General features: G+C 71.8%; 15 protein-coding genes and 1 tRNA gene. 5 read left to right on the top strand and 11 right to left on the bottom strand.

What is annotated here, in order from left to right; genetic code table 11:
- Positions 1 to 98 precede the first annotated feature (98 nt).
- From rho to argS, 9 genes are all read right to left on the bottom strand, one after another.
- Positions 99 to 2,261 carry a transcription termination factor Rho gene (gene rho, locus ACQP1P_RS06115; protein WP_433083932.1) on the bottom strand — a complete coding sequence of 721 codons (2,163 nt, stop codon included), beginning with the start codon at positions 2,259 to 2,261 and terminating at the stop codon, positions 99 to 101.
- Positions 2,262 to 3,143: 882 nt separating this feature from the next.
- Positions 3,144 to 4,040, bottom strand: a complete 897-nt coding sequence (gene thrB, locus ACQP1P_RS06110) for a homoserine kinase (protein ID WP_433083930.1) — start codon at positions 4,038 to 4,040, stop codon at positions 3,144 to 3,146.
- Between the two features lie 303 nt (positions 4,041 to 4,343).
- Complete coding sequence (locus ACQP1P_RS06105) at positions 4,344 to 4,601, bottom strand: hypothetical protein (RefSeq protein WP_433083929.1); 258 nt, start codon at positions 4,599 to 4,601, stop codon at positions 4,344 to 4,346.
- Positions 4,602 to 4,610: 9 nt separating this feature from the next.
- Complete coding sequence (locus tag ACQP1P_RS06100) at positions 4,611 to 5,462, bottom strand: SPFH domain-containing protein (RefSeq protein ID WP_433083927.1); 852 nt, start codon at positions 5,460 to 5,462, stop codon at positions 4,611 to 4,613.
- Between the two features lie 280 nt (positions 5,463 to 5,742).
- On the bottom strand, positions 5,743 to 6,954 hold the full coding sequence (locus tag ACQP1P_RS06095; protein WP_433083925.1) for an MFS transporter: 1,212 nt from the start codon (positions 6,952 to 6,954) through the stop codon (positions 5,743 to 5,745).
- A 141-nt stretch (positions 6,955 to 7,095) separates the two neighbouring features.
- Complete coding sequence (gene thrC / locus ACQP1P_RS06090; RefSeq protein WP_433083923.1) at positions 7,096 to 8,145, bottom strand: threonine synthase; 1,050 nt, start codon at positions 8,143 to 8,145, stop codon at positions 7,096 to 7,098.
- Between the two features lie 6 nt (positions 8,146 to 8,151).
- The gene (locus ACQP1P_RS06085) at positions 8,152 to 9,423 is read right to left on the bottom strand and encodes a homoserine dehydrogenase (RefSeq protein ID WP_433083921.1); all 1,272 of its coding nucleotides are present in this window, start codon (positions 9,421 to 9,423) and stop codon (positions 8,152 to 8,154) included.
- Between the two features lie 15 nt (positions 9,424 to 9,438).
- Complete coding sequence (lysA, locus tag ACQP1P_RS06080) at positions 9,439 to 10,824, bottom strand: diaminopimelate decarboxylase (protein WP_433083919.1); 1,386 nt, start codon at positions 10,822 to 10,824, stop codon at positions 9,439 to 9,441.
- A gap of 8 nt (positions 10,825 to 10,832) precedes the next feature.
- A complete protein-coding gene (gene argS / locus ACQP1P_RS06075) occupies positions 10,833 to 12,491 on the bottom strand; it encodes an arginine--tRNA ligase (RefSeq protein WP_433083917.1) in 1,659 nt (552 codons plus the stop codon).
- A gap of 194 nt (positions 12,492 to 12,685) precedes the next feature.
- Between argS and ACQP1P_RS06070 the strand changes: the two genes are divergently transcribed.
- The 4 genes from ACQP1P_RS06070 (at position 12,686) to ACQP1P_RS06055 (ending at position 15,623) form a co-directional block, all read left to right on the top strand.
- On the top strand, positions 12,686 to 13,606 hold the full coding sequence (locus ACQP1P_RS06070; RefSeq protein WP_433083915.1) for a DUF3105 domain-containing protein: 921 nt from the start codon (positions 12,686 to 12,688) through the stop codon (positions 13,604 to 13,606).
- A 3-nt stretch (positions 13,607 to 13,609) separates the two neighbouring features.
- Positions 13,610 to 14,239 carry a DUF305 domain-containing protein gene (locus ACQP1P_RS06065; RefSeq protein WP_433083913.1) on the top strand — a complete coding sequence of 210 codons (630 nt, stop codon included), beginning with the start codon at positions 13,610 to 13,612 and terminating at the stop codon, positions 14,237 to 14,239.
- Positions 14,240 to 14,328: 89 nt separating this feature from the next.
- Positions 14,329 to 14,403: transfer RNA gene (locus ACQP1P_RS06060), tRNA-Arg, on the top strand.
- Positions 14,404 to 14,825: 422 nt separating this feature from the next.
- Complete coding sequence (locus ACQP1P_RS06055) at positions 14,826 to 15,623, top strand: hypothetical protein (RefSeq protein WP_433083911.1); 798 nt, start codon at positions 14,826 to 14,828, stop codon at positions 15,621 to 15,623.
- Between the two features lie 129 nt (positions 15,624 to 15,752).
- Here ACQP1P_RS06055 and ACQP1P_RS06050 read toward each other — a convergent pair whose 3' ends face one another.
- Positions 15,753 to 16,880, bottom strand: a complete 1,128-nt coding sequence (locus ACQP1P_RS06050; protein WP_433083909.1) for an SMI1/KNR4 family protein — start codon at positions 16,878 to 16,880, stop codon at positions 15,753 to 15,755.
- Positions 16,881 to 17,558: 678 nt separating this feature from the next.
- Between ACQP1P_RS06050 and ACQP1P_RS06045 the strand changes: the two genes are divergently transcribed.
- Entirely contained in the window at positions 17,559 to 18,893 is a 1,335-nt protein-coding gene (locus ACQP1P_RS06045; protein ID WP_433083907.1) for an aminotransferase class I/II-fold pyridoxal phosphate-dependent enzyme, read from the top strand.
- Here ACQP1P_RS06045 and ACQP1P_RS06040 read toward each other — a convergent pair.
- Positions 18,890 to 19,297 (bottom strand): ASCH domain-containing protein, encoded by a 408-nt coding sequence (locus ACQP1P_RS06040; protein WP_433083905.1) that lies wholly within the window; start codon positions 19,295 to 19,297, stop codon positions 18,890 to 18,892. The two genes, ACQP1P_RS06045 and ACQP1P_RS06040, sit on opposite strands and share 4 nt — an antisense overlap.
- Position 19,298: the final 1 nt, after the last annotated feature.

The following is a 19,298-nucleotide window of genomic DNA, read 5'->3' as shown; positions in this document are numbered from 1 at the left end:
GCAGCCCCGGCCGCCGGCTTCGGCGGTTCCCGCCCGTCCCTGGCTGAACATGCCGATGCCCCCGGAGCGGCTCGCTCCGGGGGCATCCGCGTTGCCGCCTACTCGCCCGGTGTCGTCTGGGCGATCTGCATGAGGAACTCGACGTTGGTCCGGGTCTTCTTGAGCCGGTCCAGCAGGAGGTTCAGCGCCTCCTGCGAGTCGAGCGCGTGCAGCACCTTGCGCAGCTTGATGACGATCGCGAGCTCGTCCGGCGCGAGGAGGATCTCCTCCTTGCGCGTGCTGGACGGGTCGATGTCGATCGCCGGGAAGATGCGCCGGTCGGCGATCTTCCGGTCGAGCTTGAGCTCGGCGTTGCCGGTGCCCTTGAACTCCTCGAAGATGACCGTGTCACCGGTGGAGCCGGTCTCGACCAGCGCCGTGGCGATGATGGTCAGCGAGCCGCCGTTCTCGATGTTGCGCGCGGCGCCGAGGAAGCGCTTCGGCGGGTACAGCGCCGTCGAGTCGATACCACCGGACAGGATGCGGCCGGAGGCGGGCGACGCGTTGTTGTAGGCGCGGCCGAGCCGGGTGATGGAGTCGAGCAGCACGACGACGTCGTGGCCCAGCTCCACCAGGCGCTTGGCCCGCTCGACGGACAGCTCCGCGACGGTGGTGTGGTCCGTCGGCGGCCGGTCGAAGGTCGAGGCGATGACCTCACCCTTCACCGAGCGCTGCATGTCGGTGACCTCTTCGGGCCGCTCGTCGACCAGCACGACCATGAGGTGGCACTCGGGGTTGTTGCGGGTGATCGCGTTGGCGATCGCCTGCAGCACCATGGTCTTGCCGGCCTTCGGGGGCGACACGATGAGCGCGCGCTGGCCCTTGCCGATCGGCATCACCAGGTCGATGACGCGCGTGGTCAGGATGTGCGGCTCGGTCTCCAGCCGGAGGCGGTCCTGCGGGTAGAGCGGGGTGAGCTTGTAGAACTCGGGGCGGCGCTTGGCCTCCTCCGGGTCCATGCCGTTGACGGTGTCGAGGCGCACCAGCGGGTTGTACTTGTCCCGCCGCTGCTCGCCGTCGCGCGGCTGGCGCACGGCCCCGGTGACCGCGTCGCCGCGGCGCAGGCCGTAGCGCTTGACCTGCGACATGGCGACGTAGACGTCGTTGGAGCCGGACAGGTAGCCGGTCGTGCGCACGAACGCGTAGTTGTCCAGCACGTCGAGGATGCCCGCGACCGGCACGAGGACGTCGTCCTCGCTGACCTGCGGCTCGTTGCCGCCGCGCCCGCCGGTGGCCTCGACGCCGTCGCGGTCGCGGCCCCGGCGGCGGTCACGGAACCGGCTGCGCCGCCCGCGACGGCCGGTGCCGTCGTCGTCGCCCTCGTCGTCGGCGAAGCCGCCGCGCTGGTTGCGGTCCCCGCGATCGCCGCGCTCGGCCCGCTCGCCACGGTCGGCGCCGTTGCGCTCGGCCCGCTCGGTGCGGTCACCGCGCTCGGCCCGGTCACCGCGGTCGTTGCGCTCGGCCCGCTCGCCGCGCTCGGCCCGGTCACCGCGCTCGGCCCGCTCGGCCCGGTCACCGCGCTCGGCGCGCTCACCGCGCTCCGCACGCTCGCCGCGCTCGGCCCGGTCACCGCGCTCGGCCCGCTCGGCCCGCTCGCCGCGCTCCGCCCGCTCGGTGGTGCCGCGCTCGGCCCGCTCGGTGGTACCGCGCTCCGCGCGCTCGGTGGTGCCGCGCTCCGCGCGCTCGGTGGTGCCCCGCTCGGCCCGCTCGGCGCGGCTGGGGCGCTCGGCCCGCTCGGCGACCGGTGCCGCGTCGGCCGGCTCGGCCGTGGCGGTCTCCTCGCGCGCGGCCCGCGGCTCCGGCGGACCCGCGGCGCGGGTGGCCCGACGAGGGGAGCGGGCCGGCGGCTCGGTGACCTCGGTGGCCGAGGGCCACTCCGCCTCGGGGGCCTCGGTGCGGGCCCCGGCGGCCGTGCTGCGCGACCGGGTGCGGGTGGGGGCCGCGGTGGCGGTGGCCTTCGCCTCGGTGGCCTTCGCTTCGGCGGCGGGGCGCGAGTCGCCCGCCTGGCGCTCCTGGATGGCGGTGACGAGCTCGCCCTTACGCATGCGAGCCGTGCCGGAGATGCCCAACGAGGCGGCCAGGCTCTGCAGCTCGGGAAGCAGCATGCCGGCCAACCCCGTGCCAGAGCGCCGCCGACGCGTCGCGCCGGCCTCGGCGCCGTCGGCCTCGACCGCGGCGCGGTCGGTGGAGACATCCGACGTGACGTCGGTGGTGTCGCTCAATGGATTCCTTCCCTCGTTAGGTTCCGGGGCCGGCCCGTATTCGACTGTGGTGGCCGGGCGGCCCGCGGGTGCTCCTCGCCGCCGTCTTGCGCATTGCGGTGTGGAGGTCTTGCGTTGCCCCGTTTCCGGGGGTGGTGCGTGTTCCCGCATCGACGGTGTGCCGGGGTCTTGCGTGCTCCCATCTCGACCTTGCGATGCGGAGTTGTTCCTGCTGCTCCCCCGGGTTCGCCGTGAGGCCGGGAGGGTGTTGCAGCGCTTTCGGCGGTAGGCCCTGGCGCCACCCTGTGCGTCACCGGCCCAGCCGAGTGCGCGCGACCACAGGAGACGCGGGTTGGCGGCCGGGCGTGCGCAAGGGGTGCCACGGAATTCGGAGCACGCCGCCCCGCATGAGATCGCCGCACTGAGCGGCTGCTTAAGACTAGAGAGTAATCAACTCCGCCAGCCAGCGGCAACAGGGCCCCGCTCGGCGTGTTCCAGGGTACCCCATGCCGGCCCACCACCGGGCTCGACGTCCACGACATCGACAACGGCGCATCGCGCGCCCCACCTGCCATCTTGGGGCGGTGGCGGCACACGGCCCACCGCCCGCGGCCGACGGCCACGGCTGCCCCCGGCCGGGGCGGGACACGGCCCACAGCCGTGCACGGCCTGCGGTGCGGCACCGCCCGCGGTGCAGCACAGCCCACAGCCGTGCACGGCCCGCGGTGCAGCACAGCCCACGGTGCGGCACGGCGCACGGTGCAGCACGGCGCACGGTGCGGCACGGCCCACGGTGCGGCACTGCCCACAGCTGTGCGCGGCCCGCAGCGCGGCGCAGCTCGCGGTGACCGGATTTTGCAGATTCTGCGGATCAGGTCAGTTCGCCACCGAGCCCGGCATCGGTCAGTCGAGCTCCAGCCGGGCGCCGGTCAGGTCGACGTCGAGCGGCAGGACGCGCCAGCCCGCGACCGGCCGCGGGGTCCACGCGCCCACGCCGAACGCGAGCACGCTCGGGCCCGCGCCCGAGACCACGGCGGGCACGCCCTCGGCGCGCAGGCTCGCGACCAGGTCGGCGGTGCCCGCCATCCCCTCCGCGCGGTAGTCCTGGTGGAGCCGGTCCGCGGTCGCCGCGAAGAGCGCGCCCGGGTCGCCGTCGAGGGCGTGCACGAGCAGCGCGGCGCGCCCGGCGTTGAACGCGGCGTCGCCGTGCGGGACGGTCTTGGGCAGCGCCGCGCGCGCGACCTCGGTGAGGCCGCGCTCCTCGGGCACGAAGAGCACGGGGCGGATGTCCGGGGAGGGCTCCCGGCGTACGGCCGCGGCACCCCCGTCCCCCGTCCACGCGATCGTGAAGCCGCCGAGCAGGCACGGCGCCACGTTGTCGGGGTGGCCCTCGATCTCGTCGGCCAGCACCAGCGCGGCCGCGTCGTCCATGCGCTCGGCGCCGCCCTCGGTCAGGGCCCGGGCCAGTACGATCCCGGCGACGATGGCGGCCGAGGAGGAGCCGAGGCCGCGAGCCTGGGGAATGCGGTTGCGGCACCGCAGCGCGAGACCGGGAGGCTGCCCGCCGAGCACGGCGAAGGCGCGGCGCATCGCGCGCACGACCAGGTGGGTCTCGTCGGCGGGCAGGTCGCCCTCACCCTCGCCGCTCACCTCGACCCTGACGCCGCCGGCGGTAACCTGGGCCTCGACCTCGTCGTACAGCGTCAGCGCCAGGCCGAGCGCGTCGAATCCGGGGCCGAGGTTGGCGCTCGTCGCGGGAACGCGCACGACGACGGGTCGGGACAGGAAGGCCATGCTCATCATCTCACCATGAGGACGGCGCGCCCATTTCCCGGGATCGCTACCGCCGCTCGGAACTCGCCCGGCGCGGGCGGTGAGGGCGAGTGGTGAGCCCATCGGCCGCCCCGCACGAGTGGGTGAGCAGGCCGAAGCACGCCACCACCCCGCACGAGCCGGTGACCACGCCACCGCTCCGCGAGCCGTCGGCACCCGCCCCGCGCGAGCCGTCAGCACCCACCGCCCCGCGCGAGCAGTCCGCACCCACCGCCGCGGCGCGAGCTCGGAGCCCGGCAGCCGGGGCGCGCTGAGGGGAGCGGCATCGCCTCAGCCGCCGGTTTCCCCTCCGTCGCCGGAGTCGCCGGAGTCGTCGGAGTCGCCGGCTTCGCCCTCGGCAGCGGAGTCGGGGTCCGAGCCGGAGGAGGGCTGGCCGCGTTTCGGGTCCCGGCCCGCCTGGCGCAGCGCCATGCGCAGGGCGAACTCGATCTGCGCGTTCACGCTGCGCAGGTCGTCGCCGGCCCACCGCGCGATGGCGTCGTAGACCTGGGGGTCCAGCCGCAGCAGCAGCTTCTTGCGCTCGGGCACGACGACCGGTCAGGCGTAGAGCGTGCCGGTGTTGACCACGGGCTGCACGTTGCGGTCGCCGCAGAGCACGACGAGCAGGTTGGCCACCATCTGGGCCTTGCGCTCCTCGTCCAGCTCGACGACGTCGAGCTCGCTGAGCCGCTCCAGCGCGCTCTGGACCATCCCGACGGCGCCTTCCACGATTTTGTACCGCGCCCCCACGATCGCGCTGGCCTGCTGGCGAGCGAGCATGGCCTGGGCGATCTCGGGCGCGTAGGCGAGGTGGGTGATCCGCGACTCGAGCACCTCGACCCCGGCCAGCGCCACGCGCTCGCCGAGCTCGACGGTGAGCTCCTCGCTGACCACGTTGCCCTCGCGCAGGCTGGAGCGGCCGTCGCCGTGGGACTCGTACGGGTAGCTCGTGGCGAGGTGCCGCACGGCCGCCTCGGACTGCACCGCGACGTACGAGATGTGATCGTCCACCCCGAAGGACGCCTTGAACGTGTCCACGACGCGCCAGACGACCACGGCCGCGATCTCCACCGGGTTGCCGTCGGCGTCGGAGACCTTGAGCCGGTCGGTCTCGAAGTTGCGCACCCGGCGGGACAGGCGGCGCTTGGTGGTGAGCGGCACGGTCCAATGGAAGCCGGCCTCGCCGATGGTCCCCACGTACCGCCCGAAGAACTGCATCACCCGGGCCTCGTTCGGGTTGACCACGGTGAACCCGCTCAGGATCAGGGCGGCGACCAGCGAGAGCAGGACGACGACCGCGGCGCCGGCCTCCTCGGGCAGCTGGGCGACGGCGGCGACGGCCCCGCCGACCACGATGAGCAGCGCGCCGAGCATCACGAACCCGGCTACTCGAAACGCCCGTCGCTCCATGACTCCTCCAGGGGGGTGGCTATCGAAGTGATATCACCACGATAGCTCAAGCGCGCAAGACCTCGAAACTTTCATGATCTTCGGCCGAATCGGATACGTGACCCGTCGGGGTATAAATGGGATATGTCCGATCGCGGAGCGTCGGACATATCGAGCACCTTCCGGCGGCACGGGACATGTCCGATTGCGGAGCGTCGGGCATATCCCGCACCTTCCGGCGGCACGGGACATGCCCGATCGCGGAGTGTCGGGCATATCGAGCACCGCCCGGCCTCAGGAGCTACTCCGTGGCCGGAGCCGGGCGGCGCAACGACACCAGCGACCAGCCCGCCGCGTACAGCAGCGTCACCGCCCCGCACGCCGCCACCAGCACCCGCGGGTCCGTGTGGTCCACGAAGACGCCCACCGCCAGCTGGCTGGCCGCGACCGAAAGGGTCGCCAGCATGAAGTCGGTCGCGAAGACCCGTCCCCGCAGCGCGTCGGGAACCTCCGCCTGCAGGACGTAGTTCGACATCATCCAGTTGCCGCCCGCGGCCAGATGCGCCACCACCACGCCGGCCAGGGCCAGCGGAAACAGCGTCGTCAGGCTGACGCCGATGTAGGCCAGGCCGTACAGCGACATGGACAGGGCCAGCCCCGGCAGCAGCCAGGAGCGGTGCGACAGCACCCTCCGCAGCACCATGGGGCCGACCAGCGCGCCCAGGCCCCGGGCGGCGAAGAGCAGGCCGGTGCCCAGCGGGCCGGCGCCCAGCGCGAGCGCCAGCAGCGGGAAGACCGTCAGCACGCCGTTGCCGAAGCCGACCGCGGACTTCACGGTCACCAGGGAGGCGATCCTCGGGCGGGCGCGGATGTAGCGCAGGGACTCGGCGATCGCGGCGAACGCCGGGGCCGGGGGCTCGGTGCGCTCCGCCTGCAGGGGGCGGCGCACGCGCCAGACCTGCAAGGCCGAGAAGAGCAGCAGGGCCGAGGCGATGACAAAGCACGGGTAGGCGCCGAAGGCCTCCGACGCGATGCCGCCCAGCGACGCGCCGATCACGAGCATGGTGCCCCAGGCCGAGCCCGCGAGCGCGTTGGCCGCCGGCAGCTCCTCGGGGTCGACCACGTTGGGCAGGGCGGCCTGGGCGGCGGGGGTGAAGAAGGCCTTGGCGACCGCGATCGCGCCGACGGCCACCAGGGCCACCCAGGCCGTCGCGGGGGTGCGCACCAGCAGCAGGAACAGGGCGCACACGGCCATGGCGAGGTCGGCGGCGATGACGATGCGGCGGCGGTCGAGGCGGTCGGCGATCGTTCCCGTGAAGGGCAGCAGCAGCGCCGTCACCCCGGTGTCGGCGGCCAGCACGAGCCCGCCCCACAGGCCCGAGCCGGTCAGGTGGGGCAGCAGGGTGAGCAGGGGGATCATCACGAACCAGTCGGCGCCCAGGCCGATCAGGTCAGCGGTGAACAGGTTGCGGAAGTCCTTGTTGCGGGTAAGGACCGAAAGCGCTGGCGGCACCTGAACACCCTAGAGGGTCCTCCGCTCTTGCCACCGCGGAGTCGCAGGGCTCAAAAGCGACTCAGGCCAGCGAATGCTGGGCCCCGGCCCGAGTCCTGCGGGAGCAACGGTCCGCAGGTGACGCGGACCGGGGCAGAAAGGTTAGGCCAGATCGAGGGCCTTCGCGGCGGCGAGGGGCTCGGCGGGGATCGTCGTCGGCGCGGGGGCCGTGGAGATCGCCCACTCCGGGTCCTTCAGCCCGTGGCCCGTCACGGTGCACACGATCGTCTGGCCGGGCTCGATGCGGCCCTGCGCGGTCGCCTGCAGCAGGCCGGCCACGCTCGCCGCGCTGCCCAGCTCCACGAAGACGCCGACCGAGCGGGCCAGCAGCCGGTACGCCTGCAGGATGTCGCGGTCGGTCACGGCGTCGATGAGGCCGCCGGACTCGTCGCGGGCGTCGACCGCCTTCGTCCAGCTCGCCGGGTTGCCGATGCGGATGGCGGTGGCGATCGTGCTCGGTTCGCGCACCACCTCGCCCCGGACGATCGGGGCGGCGCCGGAGGCCTGGAAGCCGAACATGCGCGGGCGCCGGGTGGCGTGGCCGGCCTCGACCTCCTCCTTGTAGCCCATCCAGTACGCGGTGATGTTGCCCGCGTTGCCGACCGGCAGGCAGTGGATGTGCGGCGCGTCGCCGAGGGTGCGCACGATCTCGAAGGACGCGGTCTTCTGGCCCTGCAGCCGGTCCGGGTTCACCGAGTTGACCAGCGAGACCGGGTAGTCCAGCGACAGCTTGCTGGCCAGCGCCAGGCAGTCGTCGAAGTTGCCCGTCACCTGCAGCAGGCGGGCGCCGTGCACGAGGGCCTGGGCGAGCTTGCCGAGGGCGATCTTGCCCGTCGGCACGAGCACGGCGCAGGTGATGCCGGCCCGGGCGGCGTACGCGGCGGCCGAGGCCGACGTGTTGCCGGTGGAGGCGCAGATGATCGCCTTCGCGCCGTCCTCGACCGCCTTGGAGACCGCCACCGTCATGCCGCGGTCCTTGAACGAGCCGGTCGGGTTGGCCCCCTCGACCTTGAGGTACACGTCGCAGCCCGTGCGCGCGGAGAGCTCCGGCGCCGGCAGCAGCGGCGTGTTGCCCTCCTGCAGCGTGATCACCGGAGTCTGCGGTCCGACCGGGAGACGGTCCCGGAATTCCTCGATCAATCCACGCCACATGGCGCCTTACTCCCCTTCGACCCGCAGGACGCTCGCCACGGCGCGAACGATGTCCAGTGCCCGCAGCTCGGCGACGGTCGCGGCGAGGGCGCGATCCGGCGCGGCGTGCGTGACGATGACGAGCACGGCCTGGTTGCCGCGGCCGGACTGGTTCACGGTCGCGATGCTGACGCCGTGCTTGGCGAAGACGCCCGCGACCGCGGCGAGCACGCCGGCCTTGTCGGAGACGTCCAGGCTGATGTGGTACCGCGTGTACACGTCCCCGATCGGCGAGACCGGGAGGTCCGCGTAGGCGGACTCGGACGCGCTGCGCACGCCGGCGAGGCGGTTGCGGGCCACGGCGACGACGTCCCCGAGCACCGCGGAGGCGGTCGGGGCACCGCCCGCGCCGCGGCCGTAGAACATCAGCTGGCCGGCCGCCTCGGCCTCGACGAACACGGCGTTGAAGGCGTCGCCGACGCCCGCGAGCGGGTGCGTGCGCGGGATCATCGCCGGGTGCACACGCACCGAGACGGCCCCGTTGGCCTTCGACGCGATGCACAGCAGCTTGATCGTGCAGCCCATGGCCTTCGCGCTGGCCACGTCGGCCGCGGTGACCTCGGTGATGCCCTCGCGGTGGACGTCGGCCGAGGTGACCCGGCTGTGGAAGGCCATCGAGGCGAGGATCGCGGCCTTGGCGGCGGCGTCGAAGCCCTCGACGTCGGCGGTCGGGTCGGCCTCGGCGTAGCCCAGCGCCGTCGCCTCCTCGAGCGCCTCGGCGAAGCCGGCGCCGGTGGCGTCCATCGAGGAGAGGATGAAGTTCGTGGTGCCGTTGACGATGCCGGTCACCCGGGTGATCCGGTCGCCGTGCAGCGAGTCGCGCAGGGGGCGCAGGAGCGGGATGGCGCCGGCGACGGAGGCCTCGTAGTACAGGTCCGCGCCGCAGTCCGCGGCCGCCTTGTGCAGGGTGGCGCCGTCCTCGCCGAGCAGCGCCTTGTTGGCCGTGACCACGCTCTTGCCGGCGTGCAGGGCCTCCAGCAGCCAGGTCCGGGCCGGCTCGATGCCGCCGACGACCTCGACCACCACGTCGACGTCGTCGCGCGTGACGAGCCCGAGCGCGTCGGTGGTGAACAGGGCGGGGTCGATCGGCAGCTCACGCGCCTTGGTGAGGCGGCGGACGGCGACGCCCACCAGCTCCAGCGGCGCGCCGATGCGGGCCGTAAGGTCGTGCTCCTGCTCGTGCAGCAGGCGGACCACCTCGGAACCGACGGTCCCGCACCCCAGCAGCGCTACCTTCACCGATTGCGGCATCTGTCACCCCACGTCCAGTCTCAGCAGATCGTCCACGGTCTCCCGGCGGACGATGACGCGCGACGCACCGTCGGCCACCGCCACGACCGGCGGGCGGGGCACGTGGTTGTAGTTGCTCGCCATGCTGCGGCAATAGGCGCCGGTGCCCGGGACCGCAAGAAGATCTCCGGCCTTGACGTCGGCCGGCAGGAATTCATCTTTCACGACGATGTCCCCGGACTCGCAATGTTTTCCCACCACGCGGGCGAGAATCGGCGGTTCGGAGGACGCCCGTCCGGCCACGGTGGCCGAGTAGGCCGCGTCGTACAGCGCGGTGCGGATGTTGTCGCTCATGCCGCCGTCGACGGAGACGTACGTGCGGATGCCGTCGACGTCCTTGACCGTGCCGACCTCGTAGAGGGTGAACATCGCCGGCCCGACGATGGCCCGGCCCGGCTCGACCGAGAGGTGCGGCACGCTCAGGTGCAGCGCGGCGCACTCCTGCTTGACGATCCGCAGCAGGTCCCCGGCCAGATCGTGCGGGTCGGCCGGCTCGTCCTGGGTCGTGTACGCGATGCCGAACCCGCCACCGAGGTCGAGCTCGGGCAGCTCGCGGCCGTGCACCTCGCTGACGCGGGCCTGCAGCGACAGCAGCCGCCGGGCGGCGACCTCGAAGCCGGAGGCGTCGAAGATCTGCGAGCCGATGTGCGAGTGCAGGCCGCGCAGCTCCAGCACGTCGTCCGCGAGGATCTTGTCGACCGCCTCGGCCGCGGCGCCGCCGGCCAGCGAGAAGCCGAACTTCTGGTCCTCGTGCGCGGTGGCGATGAACTCGTGCGTGTGCGCCTCGACGCCGACGGTCACCCGGACCATCACGTTCGGGCGCTTGCCGGACTCGATCGCGATCCGGGTGAGCCGCTCGATCTCGTCGAAGGAGTCGACGATGATCCGCCCGACGCCGGCCTCGACGGCGGCGGTGAGCTCCTCGACCGACTTGTTGTTGCCGTGCAGGCCGATGCGCTGCGGCGGCATGCCGCCCCTCAGGGCGACCGCGAGCTCGCCGCCGGTGCACACGTCCAGGCTGAGGCCCTCCTCCACGAGGATCCTGACCACGGCCGTGGCGATGAACGCCTTGCCCGCGTAGTAGACCTCGGCGCCGCCGAACGCCGCCTTGAACGTGCGGCACCGCTGCCGGAAGTCCTCCTCGTCGAACACGTACGCGGGAGTGCCGTACTCCTGGGCGATGTGCCGGATGTCGACGCCGGCGACGTGGAGCGCCCCGTTTTGTCCACGTGTGACCGTTCTGGGCCACAGCATCGGGACTAACGCGTTCACGTCCTGCGGCGTACGCAGCCAGGACGGTCCGTTGGAGCCGAGGTCCGCGTGGAGCGCCCCAGCCTCGTGTGCGCGCATGTCTTCCTCTACATCTGTTCCGGCGCGGAGACGCCGAGCAGGTCCAGGCCGTTGACGATGACCTGCCGGGTGGCGGCGTTGAGCCAGAGCCGGGCCCGGTGGGTCTCCGTGAACGGGTCGTCGCCCCGGGGCAGCACGAGGCAGTTGTCGTAGAACCGGTGGTACTGCCCGGCCAGGTCCTCCAGATAGCGTGCCACGCGATGCGGCTCGCGCAGCTCCGCCGCGGTGGCGACGACGCCGGGGAAGTCCCCGAGGGCCTTCAGAAGATCCAGTTCCTTCTCGTGTACCAGCAGAGCCGCGTCGTACGTCTCGGAGCGCTCGTAGCCGTACTCCGCCGCGTTGCGCGCGATCGACGAGATGCGCGCCCCGACGTACTGCACGTAGAAGACCGGGTTGTCGTTCTTCTGCCGCGTGATGACCTCGATGTCCAGCGTCAGCGGCGAGTCGGTGGAGGAGCGGGCCAGCGAGTACCGGGCCGCGTCCACGCCGACGGCGTCGATGAGCTCGTCGAGGGTGATCAGGGTGCCGGCGCGCTTGCTCAGCCGGACCGGCTCGCCGCCGCGCAGCAGGCTCACCAGCTGGCCGATGAGCACCTCGATGTTGCGCCGCGGGTCGTCACCGGCGCAGGCCGCGATGGCCTTGAGGCGGCCGATGTAGCCGTGGTGGTCCGCGCCGAGCATGTAGATGCAGCGCTCGAAGCCGCGCTCGCGCTTGTTGATGTAGTACGCGGCGTCGGCGGCGAAGTAGGTCTTCTCCCCGTTGGAGCGGATCAGCACCCGGTCCTTGTCGTCGCCGAAGTCGGTCGTGCGCAGCCAGACGGCGCCGTCGGACTCGAAGACGTGGCCCTGCTTGCGCAGCTCGTCGAGGGCGTGCTCGACCGCGCCGCCCTCGTGCAGCGTCTTCTCGGAGAACCACACGTCGAAGTGCACGCCGAACCGTTCGAGGCTCGCGCGCATCTCCTGGAGCATCTTCTCGTACGCCTTCTGCAGGAACGCCGCCTTCTGCTCCTCCTCCGGCAGCCGCAGCAGGTCCGGATCGGCGGCTTTGATGGCGTCGGCGATGTCCTGCACGTATTCGCCGGGGTAGCCGTCCGGCGGCGTGGGCTGCCCGTGGGCGGCGGCCATGACGGACTCGCCGAACCGGTTCATCTGCACGCCGGCGTCGTTGATGTAGTGCTCACGCGTCACGTCGGCACCGGCGGCGGTCAGGATGCGGCCCAGGGCGTCGCCGACGGCGGCCCAGCGGGTGTGGCCGAGGTGGACGGGGCCGGTGGGGTTCGCCGAGACGAACTCCAGGTTGACCTTCTCCTTGGCCAGGGTCTCGCTGCGCCCGTAGCCGCGCCCGGCGCGCACGATGAGCCCGGCGAGCTCGCCCACGGCCCCGGCCGCGAGCCGGATGTTGAGGAATCCAGGCCCGGCGATCTCCACACTCGCGATCCCGGGAGTTTCCTGCAAGTTTTTCGCGACCGCCGCGGCCAGTTCGCGCGGGTTCAGCCCGACCCGCTTGCCCAGCTGCATGGCGATATTGGACGCATAGTCACCATGCTCCGGGTTTCGGGGTCGCTCCACGCTGGTCGTCGCCGGGAGCACGGACGCGTCGAGGTCACGCTCGGTGATGGCCGCACGGGCGGCGGCGAGGACTGCTACGGCGAGTTCAGCGGGAGTCACCGACAAATGCTATCGGGGGTAGACTCCGGTACTTGGCGGCGGCCCGTTGTGCTGGTCACAATGCGGGACGGCTGGAACCGGATTCCCCCCGCGGGGGAGGGAGCCACCGGAGCAGTTCCCCGCCGCGACCCCCGACCGTTGACCAGACGAGGCCCGATGAGCGAGCACAACGCTGAGCGTTGCGAGGCGACGAGATGAGCATGAGCACCCAGCACGGTGGCGGCAACCGTAAGCCGTCCACCAAGGCCGTCTCCGGCGCGAAGCCGAAGCAGGGCGGCGACGAGGACGCCGACCTGGAGAACGTGGACGCCGTCGAGGATTCGGACGTCTCGGATTCCGCGGAGACGGCCACCCCGGCCAAGCCCAAGGCGAACCCGCGCAAGTCGGCACCGGCCCGCAAGACCGCCCCGGCCGGGAAGCGGCCCGCCACCGCCCGGCCCGCGGCCAAGAAGATCGCGCCGGTCAAGGTCAAGCAGGGCATGAGCTGGGGCCCGATCGCGCTGTTCACCACGGTCGGCGTGCTGGCCCTGGGCATCGTGGGCTTCGCCGGCTACCAGGTGTACGAGAACGGCCTGGGCTGGCACGACCGCGCGGACCAGATCAGCGGTCTCAAGGACTACTACAAGCTCGACAAGGCCATGGTCGGCCAGCGCGAGCACGTGTGGGGCCCGCAGACCTACAAGATCAACCCGCCCGTGGCCGGCAACCACAACCCGAACTGGCAGCGCTGCCTGGGTGACGTCTACACGTCCCAGATCGCCAGCGAGCACGCGCTGCACAGCATGGAGCACGGCGCCGTCTGGATCACGTACAACCCGAGCCTCCCCGCCGACCAGGTCGAGGCGCTGGCCAAGCGTGTGCGCGGCAACGACTACATGCTCATGAGCCCGTACCCGAACCTGGACTCCCCGATCTCCCTGCAGGCGTGGGGCTTCCAGCTCAAGGTCGACAACGCCGGCGACAAGCGCATCGACGAGTTCATCAAGGCGCTGCGCCAGAACGCGACGCTCGAGGCCGGCACGCCGTGCTCCAGCGGTGACATCATCACCGAGACCGGCAGCACGCCGCGTGACCTCGGCAAGGACGGCGGCTCGACGCAGATGGGCAGCAACTAGCCCGTGTTCGCGCAACTTTCACGGCGGGCGCGCCTGAGCCTGGGCGCGCTCGCCGCCGTACTCCTCCTGGTGACGGGCATCGCGATCGGGTACCTCATCCCGATCATGAACCGCCCCGGCGAAAACTCCATCGACGCCGGCTTCGCCCGCGACATGAGCGTGCACCACGCGCAGGCGGTCGAGATGGGGATGTTCGCGTACCGTCTCGGCACCACCGACGACATCCGCAACCTGGGGTACGACATCGCCGCGAGCCAGCAGTGGCAGATCGGCCAGATGCAAACTTGGCTGACGGAGTGGCACCTCTCCCCCACGTCGTCCAACCGCCCCATGGCGTGGATGCCGTCCGGGATGAACACCCTCCAGGCCGACGGCCGCATGCCCGGCATGGCCTCGGACGCGGAGCTGAAGAAGCTCAAGTCCTCCCAGGGCAAGGACTTCGACACCCTCTGGTGCCAGCTCATGCTGCGCCACCACCTCGGCGGCATCCACATGGCGGAGATCGCCGCGAAGGACGCCTCAGACCCCGAGGTCCGCGACGCCGCGGAGAAGATCCGCGTGTCCCAGTCGTACGACATCTCGCAGCTGACGGAGAAGCTGAAGGACCTCGGCGCGCAGCCGCTGTCCTCGTAGGTTGGCCCTTTGTCACCCGTCCCACGCATCGCAGGGGAACCAGTTCGTGGGGCGGGTGGGGGCTCTGCTAGTCTGTTCGAGGTCGTAAGGCCCCCGTAGCTCAGGGGATAGAGCACCGCCCTCCGGAGGCGGGAGCGCAGGTTCGAATCCTGCCGGGGGCACCAAAAAGAACTGCGCCATCCTCCGGAGTGCGCTAATGATCAAAGCGACCTACCCCTTGCCGCCGCTACGGCCTTCCTGACCTGCGGTACGCGACCTTCCGGCTATGAGTGGTCCGACGAACCTGGGCCACCCATAGCCACGGCCCTCCGCCGTGGGCACTGAACCGACCGAGCCGACCAGCCGGCAGCCGATCATCCCGCCACGATCGTTCATGCGACGACGCACCCTTCTGGCCGATGTGCGGGCGCCGCAGCCAGGTCGACGGCCGCTGTGCTCGGCCGGGAGGACCGTGGCGAGATCTCTGAGTAGTTGACCTTGTCCGGTACGCTCCGGAGGTGACGGCACCAGGATGCTCGCCTGTCTCCGATCCCTCATGTCGCGCTCGTCCGACCCGATGTCTAACAGCCGGCCCAAGGAGTTGACCGTGTCCCGCTGGGACGATCTGCTCGGCCATGCGTTCGGTCTGCTGCTCGGCCGCCCGTTGACGGAGTTCGACCCAGCGGCGACATACGCGGTCTTCCACTACGACGACGAGACAGCCGGCGAGGCTCTCGGTGAACTCGATCCCGCCAAGCTGGTCGCTGAGGTGTCCGGGCCGTCCGAGGACCGGGGCGGCGCGTGGCTAGGCCTGGAGCGGTGGGTGCCGGACCTCGCCGGGTCGGCGTTCGTGGCGAAGAGCGTGCGGCCGGCCGCGCTCAAGGCGTTGCTCGCAACGCCGACGGGCAGTGGCCCTGCCGTGGTGTTTGGCAGAGACCTCGGCCGAGCGCTGCTCGAGGGTGCGCTGCGCCTCGACGAGCTCAGCCCCGACGCCTTCAGGCTATACCCCGTCCTCCTGCTGCGGCCAAGGACGGACGGCTCACTCCTGGACGCGATGCGGGCAGCCACGTTCACCATGAGCGCCCCGGACGGCCTCACCGACATCGAAGGGACCCTCGCCAGGCACGGGTACGTGAAACCCGGCGCGAGTGCGGTGGACCCACGCTGGGAGCCCGTCCTGAACCAGCTCGACGATGACGCCCTGCGGCGGCACCTGCGCGGGCTGTGCCTCAGCGCGCACTGGGCACGAAGCGCCGGCGCGTACTACCTCGGCCCCGGCGAGTGCCCGGCCGACCTGCAACCGATCGCCGACCTGCCGGGCAGCACCGCCATCGCCGGCTGGGAGTTCGGCGAAGGCCAGGGCGCGACACTCGTCGTGGCTGTGAAAGATTCGCACAGCCGGTAGCGCACCGGCTTGAGTTCGACCGGCAGTCCAGAGATCACCGGCGCCCCACGAGGTCGAACACACCCCTGATCACGGCTACCGGATCTATAAGTAGCCGATGAGCGCGCACGTGATCATGGCCGTGCCGGATCAGTCATTTGCCTGGCCCTTCGGAGTGCTGGCGATCCAGGCGGCGCGCTGCGGGGTGACGAGCGGACTCAGGACCGGATCGGTGAGCAGCGTCACGGGCGCGATGCGCAGGGGGTCGTCGCTGCGCCAGCGTGGCACCGCTACGGCCACGACCGACCAGGCTGCCTCGGTGTCGCCGCGGCGCGCCGGCTCGCGGGCCTGTTCGAGGGCGGCGGCGAACTCTGGCGGCTCTGACGCTGCCGGTAGGTCGCCGGCGTCGCCGAGCGCCTCCGTGACGATCCGCCGGGCCCAGGCGCCGGGCTCGCGCTGCAGGAACAGCGGTACGAGCTCGGCACGCACTCGCCCGGCACCGACCGCATCGACCACGTGTGGATGCGCCAGAACGTCGTTACGGATCCTGTGGTGCACGTCGGGTCGCAGGAATGCCCCTATGACGACGGCGAGGTACTGCCCCGCTCCCGACCCCTTGCGAGCTGCCGCCTTGAAGCGCTCGGCCGCTCCCTCAGCGTCGCCCCGCAGCGCCATCAGCCGTCCCTCGGCGATCAGCTCAGCTGCCCCGGCGGGCTCGACAGCCCGCCCGTCGCGCGCATTGAGCTCTTCGAACGACTCCCGCTCGGCGGCGACGAGATCGGCGAACGAGTCGAAGCGGTCGCCGAGGCCCGGATACCACGACGCCCACACATACGCTGCCCACTCCCCGTCGTCGCTGACATCCGCAGGGTCGAGGAGCCAGTAGCAGGCGTCTGTGTCGGCGGACACCAGCAGCGCTCGCGCCAGCACCTCGTCGTCCTCGTCACCCAGATCGCACATGTCGGGCTCGATGTCCCGCAACCATCCGACGTCGGCCGTAGTCCGCATCGTCCACGCGAACGGCCCGATCTCAAGCCACCCGTCAGAGGCTTCCAGGAAGCCACGGTAGCCGGGTGGCAGCGTCACCCCGAGCCGCTCCTCGACGGTGGCAAGCGCGTCCTCACCCGCACCGGCGAACCCGAGCCACCCGGAGGCCCGTCGTTCTTCCCCGAGTTGGTCAAGCCGATCGGCATCGGCGACGCGAAAGAAATCTGCGCTGTACTCGGCGAGGTAGACCCGCCACTGCTCGGCGGTGCGGGGTCGGTCGGTCAAAGCCACGCCCGTACCTTACGGACGCTCGCGGACGTGCTCGCTCATGCCGTAACGGGTGCGCGTAACGGCCGGCTGCGTCATCACAGTGAGTGACGATCACGGCGAGGCCGATGCTTCCTACCCACGGATGGGCAGACGTCCCGATGCCGAAGTACGGATGCCCTCGGACGCCGTCCCCGGAATGTCGAACGTGGCACCGGTGGTCGTGGCTAGACCAACTCGGCTAGGGCTTGCCGCACGGCATCAGCCGAGTGTCGAGGGAGGATAATTTCCCGGTTCGCGATCGGCTCGGTCAGGGTACCGTCGTTGCGGCGGCGTCGGTACACCCGCCGCGTGACGCGACCGTCGCCGACCTGAACGCGCCGACCGTCCTCGTGGCCATCCACCCACTCAGCCGACGCCTGCTCGCCGTCGGACCCTTCACCGGCCCCGACCGAGCCCGGCAGTGGTGGCACGCCGACTCCAACTCCCATGCCTGCTATACAGCCACTGGCCTGGCTTTGCTGGCCAGTTCACAGACTCCCACTCGCTCCAAGTGATCTCGAGTTCAAGCCGGACGGCGCACCGAATTTGCGCGGATCACTTGCTGCCGCCGCGGAGTGTCTGAGCAGCGGGACGGCGTCGTGCGGTCGTCGACGAGGTTCAGCCTCTCCCCCCGCTCGCGCGGGCTATAGGGTCGGGGGCGTGACCGTGGGCTTTGCGCTGGCCGGGCGTACGGCGAGCGAAATCTCCGCCGCCGTCGAGGCCGGTGTGCGCTCCGGCAGCCTGCAAGCCGGCGACCCCCTCCCGCCGATTCGCGCCGCGGCCACGCAGCTCGGGGTCAGTCCCGCGACCGTCGCCGCCGCGTATCAGGCGTTGCGCCAGCGGGGGATCGCTGAGTCGGCGGGGCGGCACGGTACTCGGGTGCGGCCGCGGCCGGCCGTTGCGCCCGCGCGGGGGCAGTTCCGGCTCGAAGTGCCCGAAGGCGTGCTCGATCTGGCCACCGGGGCACCCGATCCCCGGCTGCTGCCGGATCTCGGGCCGGCCCTCGCGCGCGCCGCCGCGGCGGGGACGTCCACCGGGTACGCCGCGGGGACGGTGCATCCGCCGTTGCGCGCCGCGGCCCGGGAGAGGTTCGAGCGCGACGGGGTCGACGGGAGTGAACTGGCCGTTGTCGGGGGTGCGCTCGACGGGATCGAGCGGCTGCTCAACGCGCACCTGCTGCCCGGTGACCGCGTCGCCGTCGAGGATCCCGGGTGGGCGAATCTGCTCGATCTCGTCGCCGCGCTCGGGTTGCGGGCGGTGCCGGTGCCCGTCGACGAGGACGGGCCGGAGCCTCGGGGGCTCGCGGACGCGCTGCGCGGCGGGGCTCGCGCGTTCGTGGTGACCAGCCGCGCCCACAATCCTACGGGGGCCGGCGTCACCGCGGCCCGGGCCGTCGATCTTCGCGCCGTGCTCGCCGAGCACCCCGACGTGCTCGTGATCGAGGACGACCATGCCGGGGAGCTCTCCGTCGACGCGCTGCATCCGCTGGCCGGGGCTACGGGGGCGTGGGGATTCGTACGGTCGGTCAGCAAGTCTTATGGGCCCGACCTCCGGCTCGCCGTGGTCGCCGGCGATGCCACCAGCATCGGGCGGCTCGTCGGGCGTCAGCGCGTCGGCACCGGGTGGGTGTCGCTGCTCCTCCAGCGGCTCGTCGCCGACCTGTGGTCCGATCCGGCCGTGGCGGCTACGGTGGCGACGGCGAAGGAGGAGTACGAAATCCGCCGAACCGCCCTCGTGGAAGCGCTGCGGGCCAGAGGCCGGACGGTCACCGGCCGCACGGGGCTCAACGTCTGGGTGTCGGTGCCCGACGAGACGACCGCGGTTGCGCGGCTGCGGGAGGCGGGGTTCGCGGTGGCGCCCGGCGCGCTGTACCGCATCGCCACGCCCCCGGCGATCCGCATCTCGGTCGGCGGCCTGGAGACGGACGCGGTCCCCGCCGTGGCGGACGCCACCGTCCGGGCCGTGACCGGGTCGGCCCACACGCCCGGGGTCTAGCGCACGAGCCGGAAGCGCTGCAACACCGCGAGCGTGTCGTCGTCGACGGTGAACGCGGGATCGCCCAGCCAGCCCCGGTACTCCGGCCCGTGCCAGAAGCGCTCGTGCGTCTGGCGCCACTGCGCGACGGAGGCGTCCCCTTCCCCCTCGTCGACGGCGTGCGCGAGGTCGACGTCGCCGAGCCGGGCCACGCGAACCTCGACGACCTCGATGACCCCGACGCGCCGCCCGCCGGAGTCGACGACCGCGGCCCGCTGCCCGGCCTGCGGCAGCGGCTCCTGGTCGATCGCGTAGTCCTGCAGCAGCCCGGTCGTGGTCGTCTTGCCGCCGCCGAGCACGGCCGCGACGAGCTTGTCGCGCAAATCCCCGGGAAACCCGAACTCAACGATCGGCAACTCGTCCACG

The sequence above is a fragment of the Dactylosporangium sp. CA-052675 genome (assembly GCF_050947935.1).
In the GTDB taxonomy this organism is placed as follows: Bacteria; Actinomycetota; Actinomycetes; order Mycobacteriales; family Micromonosporaceae; genus Dactylosporangium.
The sequence above is the reverse complement of the archived record's forward strand: the minus strand, read 5'-3'. Positions and strand labels throughout refer to the sequence as shown.